The organism is Streptomyces sp. NPDC103540 (genome assembly GCF_055584445.1).
The window spans coordinates 644369-661325 of the sequence record NZ_JBVJMA010000002.1 but is presented as its reverse complement, the minus strand read 5'-3'; the positions used below and the strand labels follow the sequence as shown (position 1 = coordinate 661325).

At 74.4% G+C, this 16957-nt stretch carries 12 protein-coding genes; 7 read left to right on the top strand and 5 right to left on the bottom strand.

Annotation, left to right across the window (positions count from 1 at the left end; all coding sequences use genetic code 11):
• The first annotated feature begins 41 nt into the window (after positions 1-41).
• The 4 genes from ACZ6ZI_RS07540 (at position 42) to ACZ6ZI_RS07525 (ending at position 5739) form a co-directional block, all read left to right on the top strand.
• Positions 42-665, top strand: a complete 624-nt coding sequence (locus ACZ6ZI_RS07540) for an isochorismatase family protein (RefSeq protein WP_363055376.1) — start codon at positions 42-44, stop codon at positions 663-665.
• Entirely contained in the window at positions 662-2542 is a 1881-nt protein-coding gene (locus tag ACZ6ZI_RS07535) for an anthranilate synthase family protein (protein WP_469517407.1), read from the top strand. Before ACZ6ZI_RS07540 ends, ACZ6ZI_RS07535 begins: the two co-directional genes overlap by 4 nt.
• 69 nt (positions 2543-2611) lie before the next feature.
• Entirely contained in the window at positions 2612-4180 is a 1569-nt protein-coding gene (locus ACZ6ZI_RS07530) for a class I adenylate-forming enzyme family protein (protein ID WP_469517405.1), read from the top strand.
• Positions 4177-5739 carry an FAD-dependent monooxygenase gene (locus ACZ6ZI_RS07525; protein ID WP_469517402.1) on the top strand — a complete coding sequence of 521 codons (1563 nt, stop codon included), beginning with the start codon at positions 4177-4179 and terminating at the stop codon, positions 5737-5739. The genes ACZ6ZI_RS07530 and ACZ6ZI_RS07525 overlap by 4 nt, the downstream gene beginning before the upstream one ends.
• 311 nt (positions 5740-6050) lie before the next feature.
• Here ACZ6ZI_RS07525 and pdxR read toward each other — a convergent pair whose 3' ends face one another.
• Complete coding sequence (pdxR, locus tag ACZ6ZI_RS07520; RefSeq protein ID WP_469517398.1) at positions 6051-7604, bottom strand: MocR-like pyridoxine biosynthesis transcription factor PdxR; 1554 nt, start codon at positions 7602-7604, stop codon at positions 6051-6053.
• A 46-nt stretch (positions 7605-7650) separates the two neighbouring features.
• Here pdxR and ACZ6ZI_RS07515 point away from each other — a divergent pair, with 46 nt between their 5' ends.
• The 3 genes from ACZ6ZI_RS07515 to ACZ6ZI_RS07505 all read left to right on the top strand — a co-directional run bounded on the left by ACZ6ZI_RS07515 (position 7651) and on the right by ACZ6ZI_RS07505 (position 10546).
• Positions 7651-8103 carry a carboxymuconolactone decarboxylase family protein gene (locus ACZ6ZI_RS07515; RefSeq protein WP_469517394.1) on the top strand — a complete coding sequence of 151 codons (453 nt, stop codon included), beginning with the start codon at positions 7651-7653 and terminating at the stop codon, positions 8101-8103.
• Between the two features lie 271 nt (positions 8104-8374).
• Positions 8375-9613, top strand: coding sequence for an MFS transporter (locus ACZ6ZI_RS07510; protein ID WP_469517391.1), 1239 nt, complete (start codon positions 8375-8377; stop codon positions 9611-9613).
• A 174-nt stretch (positions 9614-9787) separates the two neighbouring features.
• On the top strand, positions 9788-10546 hold the full coding sequence (locus tag ACZ6ZI_RS07505) for a class I SAM-dependent methyltransferase (RefSeq protein WP_469517388.1): 759 nt from the start codon (positions 9788-9790) through the stop codon (positions 10544-10546).
• A gap of 133 nt (positions 10547-10679) precedes the next feature.
• On the opposite strand, the gene ACZ6ZI_RS07500 is transcribed toward ACZ6ZI_RS07505, so the two are convergent.
• From ACZ6ZI_RS07500 to ACZ6ZI_RS07485, 4 genes are read right to left on the bottom strand one after another with little or no spacing between them, the layout of a single operon-like run.
• Positions 10680-11885, bottom strand: a complete 1206-nt coding sequence (locus tag ACZ6ZI_RS07500) for an NAD(P)/FAD-dependent oxidoreductase (RefSeq protein WP_469517385.1) — start codon at positions 11883-11885, stop codon at positions 10680-10682.
• Entirely contained in the window at positions 11882-13396 is a 1515-nt protein-coding gene (locus ACZ6ZI_RS07495; protein WP_469517381.1) for an FAD-dependent oxidoreductase, read from the bottom strand. Before ACZ6ZI_RS07495 ends, ACZ6ZI_RS07500 begins: the two co-directional genes overlap by 4 nt.
• Positions 13393-15534: a molybdopterin oxidoreductase family protein gene (locus ACZ6ZI_RS07490; RefSeq protein ID WP_469517378.1), complete on the bottom strand. Its 2142-nt coding sequence runs from the start codon at positions 15532-15534 to the stop codon at positions 13393-13395. Before ACZ6ZI_RS07490 ends, ACZ6ZI_RS07495 begins: the two co-directional genes overlap by 4 nt.
• Positions 15524-16909 carry a nitrate/nitrite transporter gene (locus ACZ6ZI_RS07485; protein WP_469517375.1) on the bottom strand — a complete coding sequence of 462 codons (1386 nt, stop codon included), beginning with the start codon at positions 16907-16909 and terminating at the stop codon, positions 15524-15526. Before ACZ6ZI_RS07485 ends, ACZ6ZI_RS07490 begins: the two co-directional genes overlap by 11 nt.
• Between the last annotated feature and the right edge of the window lie 48 nt (positions 16910-16957).

Genomic DNA, 16957 nt, shown 5'->3' with positions numbered 1-16957 from the left:
CCTTCCTTCCGCGTTCTTCACGAGACAACGAGAGGACGGCCATGGCCGGCATCCCGACCATCGAGGCCTACCCGATGCCGACATCGGGGGACCTGCCCCTCAACACCGCCACCTGGTCCGTGGACCCGGACCGCGCCGTGTTGCTGGTCCACGACATGCAGCGCTACTTCCTGGCCCCCCTGCCCGAGCCCCTGCGCACCGAGCTCGTCGACAACGCCACCCTGCTGCGCGAGCGTTGCGCCGCACTCGGCGTCCCCGTCGCCTACACCGCCCAGCCGGGCGGGATGACCGACCGACAGCGCGGACTGCTCAAGGACTTCTGGGGACCGGGGATGCGCACCTCGCGGTCCGACCGCGAGATCGTCGACCCCCTCGCCCCCCGCCCCGACGACTGGATGCTCACCAAGTGGCGCTACAGCGCCTTCCACCACACCGACCTGCTGGCCCGCATGCGCGACTCGGGCCGCGACCAGCTGGTGGTGTGCGGGGTGTACGCCCACGTCGGGGTGCTGGCCACCGCCGTCGAATCCTTCAGCCACGACATCGAGACCTTCCTCGTCGCCGACGCCCTCGCCGACTTCACCGAGGAGGACCACCACCGGACCCTCACCTACGCCGCCCAGCGCTGCGCCGTGGTCACCACCGCCAAGGAGGTCCTCGCGTGAGCGCCGACCGACAGGACCTCCTCGCCCGGATCCTGGCCCCCGAGCCACCACCGTTCGCCCTGCTGCACCGCCCCGAGACCACCGGGCCCGGGATCCTGGAGATCCTGGTGGGCGAGGTGTCCCACCCCGAGACCCTGGCCGCCGTCCCCCTGGACGAGACCCCGCCCGCCCCCGGCTCCGGCGGCCGGCACGAGGCACTGGTCCTCGTACCGTTCCGACAGATCACCGAACGCGGCTTCGAGGCCCCCGACGACGGCTCCCCGCTGATCGCCCTGACCGTCACCGCCCAGGAACGCCTCCCCCTCGCCGAGGCCGTCGCCCGCATCGAGGACCGGCCCATCCGGCTCTCCGGAGGCGGCTTCGACATCGACGACGCCGAGTACGCCGACATCGTGCGCCGCGTCATCGCGGACGAGATCGGCACCGGCGAGGGCGCCAACTTCGTCATCAAGCGCTCCTTCACCACCGAGATCGACGGCTACACCCCGTACGACGCGCTCACCCTCTTCCGCCGGCTGCTCGAGCGGGAGTCCGGCGGCTACTGGACCTTCGTCGCCCACACCGGGGGCCGCACCTTCGTCGGCGCCACCCCCGAACGGCACATCAGCGTCCACGCCGGCACCGCCGTCATGAACCCCATCAGCGGAACCTACCGCTACCCCGCCACCGGCCCCACGCTGCCGCAGGTCATGGACTTCCTCGCGGACCGCAAGGAGACCGACGAGCTGTACATGGTCGTCGACGAGGAACTGAAGATGATGGCCCGCATCTGCGAGGGGGGTGGCCGCGTCGTCGGCCCCTACCTCAAGGAGATGGCCCGCCTCGCGCACACCGAGTACCTGATCGAGGGCCACACCACCCGGGACCCGCGCGAGATCCTCCGCGAGACCATGTTCGCCCCCACCGTCACCGGCAGCCCCCTGGAGAGCGCCTCCCGGGTCATCAGCCGCTACGAACCCCAGGGACGCGGCTACTACAGCGGCGTCGCCGCCCTCATCGGCCGCGACGACGACGGCGCGCCCGCGCTCGACTCGGCCATCCTCATCCGCACCGCCGACATCGACGACTCCGGCCGGGTCCGGATCGGCGTCGGCGCCACCCTCGTGCGCCACTCCGACCCCGAGTCCGAGGTCGCCGAGACCAAGGCCAAGGCGGCCGGCCTGCTCGCCGCCCTGGAGGCCGACCGCGTCGGCGGGTTCTCCACCCACCCCGACGTACGGGCCGCCCTCGCCCGCCGCAACGACTCCATCGCCGGCTACTGGCTCGCCGGCGAGGCCGACCGGGCCCTGCCCCGGGCCCGACTGGCCGGCCGGTCCGTGCTCGTCGTGGACGCCGAGGACACCTTCACCTCGATGATCGCCCACCAACTGCGCTCCATGGGGCTGAAGGTGACGGTCAGCCGGTTCGACGAGCCCTACGAGCTGGAGGCGCACGACCTCGTCGTCATGGGCCCCGGCCCCGGCGACCCCCGCGACACCGCCCACCCCAAGATCGACCGGCTGACCGGCGACATCCACCGGCTCCTCGCCGGACAGCGGCCCTTCCTCGCCGTCTGCCTCAGCCACCAGGTCCTCTCCCGCCGACTGGGCCTCGAACTCGCCCGCCGCGACACCCCCAACCAGGGCGTCCAGCGAAAGATCAAGCTGTTCGGCCACACCGAACACGTCGGCTTCTACAACACCTTCGCCGCCCGCAGCGCCGAGGAGAAGGTCGAGTGCGAGGGCGTCGGCGTCGTCGAGGTCAGCCGCGACCCCGCCACCGACGAGGTCCACGCCCTGCGCGGACCCCACTTCGCCTCCGTCCAGTTCCACCCCGAGTCCGTACTCACGCGGGACGGCGTCCGCATCGTCGAGTCCCTGCTCAACGACCTCGTCTGACCCGTACACCCCGTACACCCCGTACACCGACCCATTCCACCGCGCACCCCGCACCGAAGGAGCTCCGCAATGCTTCCCGTCAACGGCAGTGACAAGGGCCTCTACATGGGACTCGTGGCCGAGCGCGCCGCCGAGGACCACGGCGACCAGCTGATCATCCTCGACCACGACCTGGACCTGCTCCCCGACGCCGGCCGCCGCATGACCTTCGCCGAACTCGCCGAGCACATCGACGACACCGCCGCCCGGCTGTACGCGGCGGGCGTGCGCCGCGGCGAGCACGTCGCCATCCACAAGTCCAACGGCTTCGACATCAACATCGTCTCCTCCGCCGTGGCCCGCCTCGGCGCGGTGCCGGTCCAGCTCTCGCCCTACCTCGACGCCGACAGCGTGCTCGCCCTGCTGCGCCGCCTCGGCGCCCCCTTCCTGGTCACCGACACCGACAAGCTGGACGGCTCCTTCGCCGACGCCCCCCTGGCCGAGATCACCGCCCAGGTGATCATCGTCGCGGGCTCGCGCCCCGGCACCGTCTCCCTCGCCGACCTCGCGGGCTCCCCGCGCCAGGCCCCCGTCGTCCCGCACCTCGACCTGCCGGCGCTGATGACGCACACCTCGGGCACCACCGGCCTGCCCAAGCTCGTCGTCCACTCCGCCCGCACCCTGCACGGCCGCTACCGCCCCCAGGCCAAGCTCTTCGACATGATCCGCGAGCACGAGACGGTCGCGCTGCACGTCAGCTACGTCCACTCCCGCATGCCGCTGGCCCTCGCCGTGCTGCTGCCCCGCGGCAACCCGATGGTCATCATGAACGACGCCGAGCCCGAGCACGCCGCGAAGCTGTGGGCCGAGACCCGCCCCGGCTTCATCGAGTCGCACCCCAACTCCTTCATGGAGTGGGAGGTCCTCACCGAGCACCCGCTGCGTCCCCTGGCCAACGTCAAGTACTTCAGCACCACCTTCGACGCCATCCACCCCAGCACCATGCACAAGCTGCTGCACGCCACCGACCGCAGCTCGCCGCTCTTCTACCAGATCTACGGGCAGAGCGAGACGGGCCCGCTCGTCGGCCGCGGCTTCACCCGCGCCACCGCCCTCGGCGCCGACGGCCGCTGCCAGGGCCACTCCTTCCCCTCCGACACCAAGTTCCGTCTCGTCAGCCGCAACGGACAGCCTGTCACCCGCGAGAACCCCGGCTACATCGACGTCCAGGCCGCCGGCCGGGCCCTCGGCTACTTCGGCGAGCGCGAGCGCTACGACACCCAGGTGCACGGCGGTTGGTGGCGCGGCATGGACCTCGGCTACCGCACCGACGAGGGCTGCCTGCACCTGCTGGACCGCGAGGTCGACTCCATCCCCGGCATCGCCTCCACCCTGGAGATCGAGGACACCGTCATCGGCCGGCTCGACGAGATCACCGAACTCGTCGTCGTCCCCGGCCCGGGGGAGATCGGCGTCCCCGTCGTCAGCACCCGCGACGACCTGCCGCTCGACCTGGACCGCTGGCGCACCGCCGTCGCCGAATGGCCCCAGCTCGCCGCCCCCGTCCAGATGAAGCTCTCCGAGCTGCCCCGCACCGCCACCATGAAGGTCCAGCGCATCGAGCTGAGCGCGCGCCTCAAGCGACAGGCCGCCCGGTGAGCACCCCCGCCGACGTGGACGTCCTGGTCGTCGGAGCCGGCCCCACCGGTCTGCTGGCCGCCTGCGAACTGCTGCGGCGCGGCGTACGGGTCCGCATCGTCGACCGGGCCGCGGAGGCGGCCTCCGTCCCCAAGGCCCTGTCCCTGTGGCCCCGGGTCCGCGACATCCTCACCGACCTCGGCGTCGGTGAGGATGTCGAGGCGGCCTCCGTCCCCGTCCGGGCGTTCCGCTACTTCTCCGACCGGCAGCCCGTCGCCTCGCTGACCTTCACCGACGCGCTGGCCGCCCGCCAACTCCCGCAGCCCGAGACCGAGCGCATCCTCACCGAGCGGCTGCACTCCCTCGGCGGGAAGATCGAACGCGGCGTGCGCCTGCTGTGCCTGGAGGACGTCGACTACTCCGGGCGGATCGAGCCCGGGGGCACCGTGACGGCCGTCCTGGAACACGGCGACGGCCTCGTCGAACGGTTCGCCGCCCCGTTCGTCATCGGCGCCGACGGCGCCGGCAGCGACGTCCGCCGGCAGCTGGGCATCGGCTTCGAGGGGTCCACGTACGAGATGGCCTTCGCGCTGCTGGACACCCGCATCGACGGGTACCTGCCGCCGGACGAGATCTCCTACTACCAGAGCACCTCCGGCACCCTGGTCGTCGTCCCGCAGCCCGACGGCGTCTTCCGGTTCCTGTCCGTCATGCCCGAGGGCACCCGCCTGACCCGCGCCGACATGCAGGCCCTGATCGACACCCGGGGCCCGCACGGGGTACGGATCACCGAACCGGTGTGGGAGACCGTCTTCCGGGTGCACGCCCGACGGGCCACCGAGTTCCAGCGCGGCCGGGTCTTCCTGGCCGGGGACTCCGCCCACGTGCACAGCCCGGCCGGCGGGCAGGGCATGAACAACGGCCTCCAGGACGCGCACAACCTGGCCTGGAAGCTCGCCGCCGTCCTCGCCGGGGAAGCCCCCGCGAGCCTCCTGGAGAGCTACGGCCGGGAGCGGATCGAGGCCACCGGCCGGATCGTCCGCGACACCGACCTGCACACGCGGGCCCTCACCGCCCGCACCCGCCGCCGCGTCGTCCTGCGCGACGCCGCCATGCGGCTGCTCGACCACTCGGGGGCCGCGGCCCGCCTCTACGCCCCGGTCATGGCCGGGCGGCGGCTGGCCTACACCCCGGTCCGCCCCACACAGGGGCCCTCGACCGGTGCCTGTCGGGTACGCGACCGCCTGCCCGGCGGGCTCGGAGCGGGCTCCGTCTTCCCCCGCCCGGCCGCCCTCGCCCTGGGCCTCGCCGGGCCGGGCACGGAACCCGCCGGCTGGACGCTGTTGCTGCGCCCGCCCGCCCGTGACACCGCCTGGGCGGCCGCCGCGGAGGCGGCCGCGGCGCCCTGGCCGGGCCTGCGGATCCTGCGGGCCACCCCGGCCCTGCCCGGCGCGGGAGCCCTGTGCGACCACCCGGGCTACCTCCTGATCCGCCCCGACGGCCACATCGCGGCCCACGGGCACACCGAGGACCTCGACCGCCTCGACGCGGAACTGGGCCAGGCACTCCTGAAGGCCTGATCCCCGCGCGCACCGCCGCACCGCCGTACGACCGCACCGCCGTACGACCGCACCGCCCCGAGCGCCGCCTCCCCGAACACCGGGAGGCGGCGCTCGCGCGTTCACGGGCCCCTCGAACGCGCTCCGGCGGCCTCGCGGCACCTCGCGGCAAGCCTCCGGGTGCCCGGCGGCAGCCCCCCCCCGGCGGCCCCGGGCCGCGCGCAAGCCCCTGGGCGCCTCGCACCGGCCTTCCGGCGCCTCTTGACGGCCCTCCGGCGGCCGCGCGGCAGCCCCGGGGCGGCCTCCCCGGCTGGCCGCCCGCGCGCGGCCCCTCAGCCCCGCCGGCGCACCGGCACCGGCTCGTCGGGCTCCTCCGGCCCCTGCGGCGGATCGGGCAGGGCCAGGCACAGCGCGTCCAGGGCCGCGGCGAAGGCGTGGTCGGGCGGGGTGCCGTAGCCGATGACCAACCCGTCGCGCGGGGTCATGGAGCTGTCCGGGTGCAGGTAGGGCTTCAGCCCGTCCAGGGCCAGGCCCTGCCTGCGGGCCGCGCGCAGGGCGGCCTCCTCGGTGTCCGGGGGAAGCTCCAGCACGGCGTGCAGCCCGGCCGCGACCCCGCTCACGTTGACGTGCGGCGCCTCCGCCGCGAGCCGGGCCGCCAGCAGGTCGCGCCGGCGCCGGTAGATCTGCCGCATCCGGCGCAGGTGGCGGTCGTAGCCGCCCGAGGAGATGAACTCCGCGAGGGTGAGCTGGTCCGTCACCCCGGACCACATCTCGCGCGAGCCCTTGACGGCCAGCACGTCGTCCACGAGCCACCCCGGCAGCACCATCCAGCCCAGCCGCAGCGCCGGCGACAGGCTCTTGCTGACGGAGCCGATGTACACGATCCGGTCCGGGTCCAGGCCCTGGACGGCGCCGACCGGCTGGCGGTCGTAGCGGAACTCGCCGTCGTAGTCGTCCTCGACCACCACTCCACCGCTCGCCCGTGCCCAGTCCACCACCGCCGCCCTGCGCTCGGGGTGCAGCGGCCCGCCGGTGGGGAACTGGTGGGCCGGGGTCAGGAGCACCGCGCGGGCCTTCGTCCCCGGGAGTTCCTCGACGCACGCCCCGCTGTCGTCCACGGTCAGCGGCACGGTCTCCAGCCCGACCCCCTCCAGCACCTCCCGGTGGAAGCCCAGCCCGTACGACTCCACGGCGATCGGCCCCTCCAACACCTGCCCGAGCAGCCCCAGTCCGTGCGCGAACCCGGCGCACAGCACGATCCGGTCCGCGGAGGTCCGTACGCCCCTGACCCGTGCGAGGTACTCCGTCAGCGTGCGGCGCAGCTCGATCCGGCCGCGCGGGTCGCCGACCCCGAAGGCGTCGTGCGGGGCGGCGGCCAGGGCCCTGCGGGCGGCGCCGATCCACGCGGTGCGGGGGAAGGCGGAGGCGTCGGGCGAGCTGGGCATCAGGTCGTGGACGGTACGCCGGTGGGTGGGCCGGGCCGGGCCGCGCGCGGTGTCGCCCCGCAGCGGCGTCGCCCGCTTGGCGACCCGGGTCCCGGAGCCCTGGCGGGCGGACAGCCAGCCCTCCTCGACCAGCTCGGCGTAGGCGTCGGCGACGGTGTTGCGGGCGATCCCGAGGTCGACGGCCAGGGCCCGGTAGGGCGGCAACCGGGTGCCGGGGGCCAGCCGGCCCGAGTGGATGGCCTCGCGTAACGCGTGCATCAGCCGGTTGCGCAGACTGCCCTCGCCGGTCAGCTCCAGGTGCAGGTCACTGCCGGTGCCGGGGGGCTCCGGAAGGGCCTGCGCGGCGGCCCGGGTCAGCGGGGCGGAGGCCGTTTCGGCGGGGTCCTCGGCGGGCTGTTCGGAGGGTTCGTCGGAAGGGGAATTGACCCATGATCTCTGCATGGGAATGAACCCTACTCGGGGCCGATTGGGCCCTTAGATTCTTCACATGACAACTTTTCAGGTTCCTGAGCGAATGAACTTCTCCGCCGTCGCCCCCAAGATCTTCAAGGCCGTCCTGGCCCTCGACGGGGCCTCCCGCCAGGGCATCGACCCGGTCCTCCTGGAGCTCATCCAGATCCGCGCCTCGCAGATCAACCGCTGTGCGTACTGCATCGACTACCACACGGGCGACGCCCGCAAGGGCGGCGAGTCCGAGGAGCGGATCTACCAGCTCAGCGCGTGGGAGGAGTCGAGCCTCTTCACCGTCAAGGAGCGCGCGGCCCTCGCCCTGACCGAGGCCGTCACCCTCCTGCCCCACGGTGTCCCGGACTCCGTCTACGACGAGGCCGCCCGCCACTTCGGCGAGGAGGAGCTGGCCCACATCATCGCCCTCATCTTCACCACCAACGTGTGGAACCGGATGAACGCCACCACCCGCAAGACCCCCGGAACCGAGTAGGCCACCCGGTCCACGACCCTTCCAGACCCCATAACGACGCACCAGGGCGGTGGCCTCCGCCTGATCGGCCAGGCCACCGCCCCCGTCATGCCCGCACACCCCCGCGGGACGCGACCACCCACCGCGGACCGCCGAACGGAACGCCTCCGCGCGACCCGCCCCCGTACGACGCACCCCCGCTCCACGCACCCCCGCACCACCCGTCCCCGCGCACCACCCCGAATTCCGTCTCCCGGCACCTGAGGGGGACCGCCGACGAAGGAATGACACCGTGACCACGCTCGAATCCGTACCGAACACCCCCCAGAAGGAGCCGTCCGCGCTCCGCGGCTGGCTCGCCGTCCTGGCGGTGACCCTCGGCATCTTCTCCCTGATGACCTCCGAGCTGCTGCCCGTGGGCCTGCTCACGCCGGTCGGCTCCGCCCTCGACGTCTCCGAGGGCACCGCGGCCCTCATGGTGACCATCCCCGGTCTGGTCGCCGCGATCTCGGCCCCCCTGGTGACCGTCGCCACCGGGAAGTTCGACCGAAGGCTCGTCCTGGTCATCCTGATCGCCATCGTGGGCCTGGCGAACCTCGCCTCCGCCTTCGCGACCAGCTTCGCCGTCGTCCTCGTCGCCCGCTTCCTCATCGGCATCAGCGTCGGTGGCTTCTGGTCCATCGCCGGCGGCATCGCCCTGCGCCTCGTGCCCGAACGACACGTGGCCCGCGCCACCGCCGTCATCTTCGGCGGCGTCGAGACCGCGTCCGTCCTCGGCGTGCCCACCGGCACCTTCCTCGGCGACCTCTCCGGCTGGCGCACCGCCTTCGCCGCCGTCGGCGGACTGGGCCTGGTCGCCCTCGTCGCCATGCTGTTCCTGATGCCGAAGGTCCCCGCCGAGCGCACCATCACCTTCGGCGACCTGCCCAAGGTCTGGAAGTCCAACGCCGGCGTCCGCATCGGCATCGCCATCACCTTCCTCGTCATCACCGGCCACTTCCTCGCCTACACCTTCGTCCGTCCGCTCCTCCAGGACGACGGCGTCAGCGACAGCATGATCGGCGTCCTGCTCCTGGTCTTCGGCATCGCCGGCATCACGGGCAACTTCATCGCCGGCGCCCTGATCGCCAAGCGGCTGCGGCAGACGGTCGTCGGCATCGCGGTGGTCCTCACCGTGGCCATGCTGCTCCTCGCCTTCGTCGGCAACACCACCCTGACGGCCGCGATCATCCTGGTCCTGTGGGGCCTGGGCTACGGCGCCGTGCCGGTGACCTTCCAGACCTGGATCCTCGACGCCGCCCCCGAGGCGACCGAGGCCGCGTCCTCCCTCTACGTCTCCACCTTCAACCTCTCCATCGCCCTCGGCGCCCTCTTCGGCGGCTTCGCGGTGGACAACCTGGCCACCGTCAGCGTCCTGTACATCGGCGCCGGTCTGGCCCTCGTCACCCTCCTGTTCGTCGGTCGCCGCGGCGGAACCCCCGCCGCCGCCACCGACCAGGCCGCGGAGCGCGAGACCGCGGCCGCCCACTGATCGTCCGCCCCGTACACCACCGTCCCCCGCGGGCGGGGCGGACAGCCGGACGCGACTTCGACACCGAAGTCGCGTCCGGCCCTTTCGCGTGTCCGGGCCCCGGTCGCGCCGCGGGTCGTGAGGTTCGCGTCACAGGCCCGTCGCCCGGCGGGGCCGCCGTGGTGGGCTTGCCCCATGGACACCACCACACCCGGCCCGACGCGGGCCGTCTACGACCGCATCGGGACCGGCTACAGCCGGGTCCGGCGCCCCGACCCCCGCCTGCACGCCCTGATCGGAAAGGCGTTGGAGGGGGCCCGCCGCATCGTGAACGTCGGCGCGGGCGCCGGTTCCTACGAACCCGAGGGCACCGACGTCACGGCCGTCGACCCCTCCGGGGTCATGCTCGACCAGCACCCGGGGCCGGCGAGGATCAAGGCGCGGGCGGAACGACTGCCCTTCACCGACGGCGCCTTCGACGCGGCCATGGCGGTCCTGACCGTCCACCACTGGACCGATCCGCACCGCGGGCTCGCCGAGTTGCGGCGGGTGGCCCGCAAACAGGTCGTCTTCACCTGGGACCCCGCCCACCGGCCATGGCTGTGGCTGGAGGAGTACCTACCGGAGATCGGCGCGCTCGACGAGGCCCGCTGTACGCCCCTGGCCGAGATCGTCGACGCGCTGGACGCGCACACCGTGCTGCCCTTCCCGATCCCGCACGACTTCACCGACGCCTTCCAGACCGCCCACTGGCGCCGGCCCGAGTCCTACCTCGACCCCGCGATCCGCCTGGCGAGCTCCACCTTCGCCCAACTGCCGCCGTCCGTCGTGGAACCGGCGATGGACCGGCTGCGCGCGGACCTCGACTCGGGCCTGTGGCACCGCCGGCACGCCGGGCTCCTCGACCGGGAGGCCGTCGACTACGGCTACCGTCTGGTGGTCGCCGGCGCGTAGAGAGGCCTTCCCGGGCCTTCCCGGGGCCTTCGGGGCCCGGTTCCCCGGCCGGCCGGCGCCCGCGGAGCGGGTCCGGACATGCCGAAGCGGCGCCCCCGTCGCACAAGGGGGGCGCCGCTTCGGGGCGTTCGGGTCAGGCCAGCAACAGTTCCGGCGGGCCGGTGAGCTCGTGGCCCAGCATCGCGCGCAGCTCGCCGTAGGCGTGCGCGTCACCGGCCAGGACGCCGCCGAGCAGGGTACGGCCGTCGGGGGAGAGGACCAGCTTGGCGTACGTGGCCGCCGCCCGGTCCTCCCGTACGAAGGACAACGCGCCCTCCGTACGGCCGTGGACGTCGCCGAAACCGGCCACCTCCACCCCGAACACCTTCAGCTTCGCCGAGGTGTCCGCGCCCGGGAACGGCGCCGCGGGCGGCCCCGCCAGGAGCTGACGGGCCACGCTCTCGGCCATCAGGTAGCCGGGGGCCACCAGCCCGTGGCAGCGCCCCAGGACGGCCGCGCACTCGCCGATCGCCCAGACGCGGGCGTCGGCGGTGCGGCAGAAGGCGTCCACCAGGAAGCCCCCGCGCTCGCCGCGCTCCAGACCGGCCGGCTCCGCGAGTTCGTCGCGGGGGCGCACCCCCGCCGAGAACACCACGGCCCGGGCCTCCAGGACCGTGCCGTCGGAGAGGGTCACCCCGCGCACCCGGCCGTCCGGGCCGGCGTCCACGGAGGCGACGCTCACCCCGCAGTGCACCCGCATGCCCAGCTCCCCGACGAGCCGGGCCAGCACCGCGCCGCCGCCCTCGTCGATCTGGAGGGGCATCAGGTGCGGGGAGAGCTCCACCACGTGCGGGCGCATGCCCAGGGAGCGCAGCGCCTGGGCCGCCTCCAGCCCGAGGAGTCCGCCGCCGATGACCACTCCGGCCTCACCGGGCGCGGAGGCCTCGCGCAGGGCGTCGAGGTCGTCGAAGGTGCGGTACGTGAACGTGCCGGGCAGGTCGTGGCCCGGCACCGGCGGGACGAAGGGCCGCGATCCGGTGGCCAGGACGAGCGCGTCGTAGCGGACGAGGGAGCCGTCGGCGAAGGTGACCGTACGGGCCCCCTGGTCCACGGAGACGACGGGGGAGGACAGCCGGACGTCGATCCGCGGGTCGAGGCCCACGTCGGGGCCGGCCAGGGTGAGGTCCTCGGCGCTCTTGCCGTCCAGGTACGAGGACAGCGCCACGCGGTCGTACGCGGGGCGCGATTCCTCGGCGGCCACGACGACCCGCCACCGGGCGGAGCGGTCACCGGCCCGCAGGTGTTCGACGAGCCGGTGCGCCGTCATCCCGTACCCGACGACGACCAGGGTGCGTTTCATGCGCTCGCGCGTCCTTCCGTGGGGTGTGCGGGGTCCGCGCCGGTGTCGGGGGTGTCGCCGGCCTCGGCTTCGGCGGTCCCGGCTGCGCCGGGGGTGCGGGCGAGTCGCTCGCACAGCCGGCCCACCGCCGGTCCGCAGGTGCCGCAGCCGGTGGTGGCGCGGGTGGCCGCGGCCAGGTCGGCCGGCTCGCGCGCGCCCTCGCGCCAGGCGAGCTTCAGGGTGCCCACGGTCACGCCGTTGCACTGGCAGACCACGGCCGTGTCCGGGAGCTCCCCGGACGCGGCGTAGCCCCCGGCGGTGCCGAGGAGCAGCGCCAGTCGGTCGCTCTGCACGGGGCGGTCCTCGGAGTACAGCCGTCCGACGGCGGCGCCGGCGCGCGGGAGGCCGACGACGATCCCGGCGTGGATCCGCTCCCCGCGCAGCAGGAGGCGGGCGTAGCGGCCGCGGGCGGGGTCGGACAGGGTCACGCTCTCCTCGCCCGGCTCCGGTTCGGCGAGCAGGGCGCCGCGCGGCCCGACCACCGTCAGGTCCAGGCCCGCGATGTCCGGGCGCAGCACGCGGCGGGCCGGCCGGTGGGCGGCGTCGCCGCCGGTGAGGAGCGTCGCGAGGGCCTCGGCCTGCTCCCACGCGGAAGCCAGGGAGGGGCCCGCGGCCGCCTCCGGGTACGGTCCGGCGGGCTCGGCGCAGTCGCCGATGGCGCGGACGTACGGGTCCGCGGTGCGCAGCCGTTCGTCCACCAGGACGCCCCGGCGCACCGGCAGGCCCGCGGCCCGGGCGGGCCCCGTCTCGGGGACCTCGCCGGCGCACACCAGCAGGGTCGAAGCGGCGGACAGCCGGCCGTCGTCCAGGAGGGCCTTGCCCTCCTCCCGGCCGACGACCCGCCGCCCCGTCTCGAGCACCACCCCGGCCCGTTCCAGGGCCGCGGCGACGACGGCGGAGGCGGCCGCGTCCAGGTCGCGGTGGGCGAGGCGCGGGTCGGGGTGGACGAGGGTGACCTCGTGCCCGGCGCGCCGCAGGGCGGCGGCGGTCGCGATGCCGCGCAGGCCGCCGCCGGCGATCACCACGGGGCCCTCGGCGGGCGGCGCGGCCCCGTCGAGGGTGCGCGCGACGCGCACGTCGGGGCCCTCGAAGCCGGGAGACCGGGGCCGGGAGCCGGTGGCCAACACGAGCGTGTCGTAGGGGTGGTCGGCGCCGTCGGCGGTGCGCACCAGGCGGCGGCGCCGGTCGACGCCGGTCACGGCGGTCGAGGTGCGCACGCTCACGCCGTCCGGGGGCGGGGCGAGGGCCAGGGCCCCCGCCGGCAGCGTGCCGTCGAGGACCGAGAGCAGCAGGGGCCGGTGGTAGGCGGGGGTGGGCTCGGCCCCGAGCACGGTCACCGGCCCCCGGTGGCCCCGGCGGCGCAGGGCCTCCACGAACCGGTGGGCGGCGGGCCCGTTGCCGACGACGACCACGGCCCCGGCCCCGGTCCCCGCCCCCGCTCCGGCCGACGGCACGGCGGCGGTGGTGCTCACGACGCCCCCCGCAGCGGTTCGACGCGCACGGCGGCGAGCTTGAACTCGGGCATGGCGCTCACGGGGTCCAGCGCGGCCCCGGTCACCAGGTTGGCCCGACCCTCGCCCGGGAAGTGGAAGGGCACGAAGACGGTGTCGGTGCGCAGGTCGGGGGCGTGTCGGACGCGGGCGACGACGGCCCCGTGCGCCGAGACGACCCGGGCGAGGGCGCCCTCGGTGAGCCCGTGGCGGCCGGCCGTGTCGGGGTGCACCTCGACGAAGGCCTCCGGTGCGGCGGCGGCCAGTTCGGGCACCCGGCGGGTCTGGGCCCCGGACTGGTAGTGGGCGAGCACGCGGCCCGTCGTCGCGTACAGCGGCAGCTCGGCGTTCGGTTCCTCGGCGGACCCCCGGTACTCGACGGGCGCGAAGCGGGCCCGTCCGTCGGGGTGCGCGAAGCGGTCCAGGAACATCCGGGGCGTGCCCGGGTGCGGGGTGCCGGAGGCGTCGGGTGCGGGGCAGGGCCAGTGCAACTCCTCGCCCGCGTCCAGCCGTTCCCAGCTGACGCCCGCGTAGTCGGCGCGGCCCCCGGCCGAGGCCCGGCGCAGCTCCTCGAAGACGAGGCGCGGGGCGGCGGGGAAGCGCGCGGGATCCTGCCCGAGGCGCACCGCCAGTTCGCGCAGCACCTCCAGGTCGGTGCGCACCCCCGGCGGCGGGGGCAGGACGGGTCGGCGGCGCAGGACCCGGCCCTCCATGTTGGTCAGGGTGCCCTCCTCCTCGGCCCACTGGGTCACGGGGAGGACCACGTCGGCCAGGAGGGCCGTCTCCGAGGGGACGAAGTCGGCGACGACGAGCAGGTCCAGGGCGGCCAGCCGCTCGCCGACGTGGCCGGCGCGGGGGGCGGACACGGCGGGGTTGGAGCCGAAGACCAGCAGGGCCTTCGGTCCGCCGGGGGTTCCGAGGGAGTCGAGGAGACGGTAGGCGTCGAGTCCCGGTCCGGGCAGCGAGTCGGGGTCCACGCCCCACACGCCGGCGACGTGGGCCCGCGCGGCGGGGTCGGTGATCGTCCGGTAGCCGGGCAGCTGGTCGGCCTTCTGCCCGTGCTCGCGCCCGCCCTGCCCGTTTCCCTGGCCGGTCAGGCAGCCGTAGCCGCTGCCCTCGCGGCCGGGCAGGCCCAGGGCCAGCGACAGGTTGACGAAGGCGGCGACGGTGTCGGTGCCCCGGCTGTGCTGTTCGGCGCCGCGCCCGGTGAGCACGTAGCGGCGTCCGGCCCCGGCCAGCATGGTGACGGCCCGCCGCATGTCGGCGACGGGGACCCCGGTGACGGCCTCGACGCGTTCGGGCCACCAGGGCAGGGCGCGTTGCCAGGCCGCGTCGAAGCCGGAGGTGCGCTCGTCGAGGTAGGCCCGGTCGAGCAGGCCCTCGGTGACGGCGAGGTGGAACAGGCCCAGGGCCAGGGCCAGGTCGGTGCCGGGCACCGGCTGGAGGTGCAGTGCGGCCAGTTCGGCGGTACGGGTGCGGCGCGGGTCGATGACGATGAGGTCGGCGCGCGTCAGGTGCCGCATCAACGGCGGCATCGTCTCGGCGGGGTTGGCGCCCGCCAGCATGATCACGTCGGCCCGGCCGAGGTCGGCGGTGGGGAACGGCAGGCCCCGGTCGAGCCCGAAGGCGGCGTTCCCGGCCGCCGCGGCCGAGGACATGCAGAAGCGTCCGTTGTAGTCGATCCGACTGGTGCCCAGGGCGACCCGGGCGAACTTGCCCAGCTGGTAGGCCTTCTCGTTGGTCAGGCCGCCGCTGCCGAACACGGCCACCGCGTCGGCGCCGTGCCCGGCGCGCAGCGCGCGCAGCCGGTCCGCGACGAAGTCCAGCGCGGTGTCCCAGTCGGTGGGGGCCAGTTCCCCGTCGGGGCCGCGCAGCAGCGGGGTGCGCAGGCGGTCCGGGGCGCGCAGCACCTCGGGGGCCGTCCAGCCCTTGCGGCACAGGCCGCCCTCGGCGGGGTCGGCGGGCCGCACGGTGACCCCGTCGCCCTCGCGGGCGAGGACGGTCGCGCACTGGAGCGCGCAGTACGCGCAGTGCGTCGCGGTGCCGGCGGTGTCGGGCCCGACGGCGGTGCCGGCGGCGGGAGCGGGGACGGGGACGGAGGCTGTCAGGTCAACGGACATGGGCCGGCCTCGGTTCCCGCGCCGGCGCCGGGACGCCGGGCGTACGCCGCGCGGGGCGCAGGTACACGTACCAGGTGACGGCCATGCACAGGGCGTAGTAGCCGAGGAAGCAGGCGAAGGCGACCGTGCCGCTGCCGCCCTCGCCCTCGTAGGCGGAACGGAAGGCCAGGTTGATGGCGACGCCGCCGAGGGCGCCGACCGCGCCGGCGATGCCGATGGTGGCGCCGGAGATCCGGCGGGCGCGGGCGAACGCCGCCGTGGCCTCGCCGCCCGAGGTGATGGTGGCCTCGGCCTCGGCGGCCGCCGCGGCCGGGATCAGCTTGTACGTCGAGCCGTTGCCGAGGCCGCTGAGCACGAACAGCACCGTGAACGCGGCGACGAACGCCCCGAAGGACTGCGCCCACGAGGCCAGCAGCAGTCCGGCGGTGCCGAGGGCCAGGGCCACGAAGGACCACAGGGTGACGCGGGCGCCGCCCCACCGGTCGGCCAGTTTGCCGCCCAGCGGGCGCGAGACCGAGCCGAGGAGGGGGCCGATGAAGGTGTACGAGGCCGCTTCCAGCGGGGTCGAGCCGAACTCGTAGCGGAGCACCAGGCCGAAGGCGAAGCCGTAGCCGATGAAGGAGCCGAAGGTGCCGATGTAGAGGAAGGAGATCCACCAGGTGTGTCGGTTGGCGGCGGCCTCCCGCAGGGCGCCGGGCTCCGCGCGGACCGCGTCGACGTTGTCCATCAGCAGGGCCGACAGCAGCGCCGAGACCGCGATCAGAGGCAGGTAGACGGCCGCCACGTAGGCGGGGTGGGTGTCGCCGACGGTGGAGATGACCAGCAGGCCCAGCAGTTGCACCACCGCGACCCCGAGATTGCCTCCGCCCGCGTTGACACCGAGGGCCCAGCCCTGCCGGCGCTGCGGGAAGAAGGTGGTGATGTTCGTCATCGAGGAGGCGAAGTTGGCCCCGCCCGCCCCGGCCGTGGCCCCGATCAGCAGGAACACCCACAGCGGGGTGCCGGGGCGCTGGACGAACACGAAGGCGAGGACGGCCGGCACGAGCAGGACGGTCGAGGCGAACACCGTCCAGTTGCGGCCCCCGAAGCGGGTCACCGCGTAGCTGTAGGGCAGCCGCAGCACCGCCCCCACCAGGGTGGGCACGACCACCAGGAGGAACTTCTCCCCGGGGGTGAACCCGAGGCCGATCTCCGGTGACATGAACAGCACCAGGACCGACCACATGCTCCACACCGAGAAACCGATGTGCTCGGAGAGCACCGACAGCACCAGGTTGCGGCGGGCGATCCGGCGACCGGAGCGTTCCCACTGCTCCTCGTTCTCCGGGTCCCAGCCTTCGATCCACCGCCCGGAAGCGGGTCGTCGGGTCTTCATGGTCTCCTCGGTCTCCTCGGCTCGCTCAAAGGGGTGATGGCAAAAAGG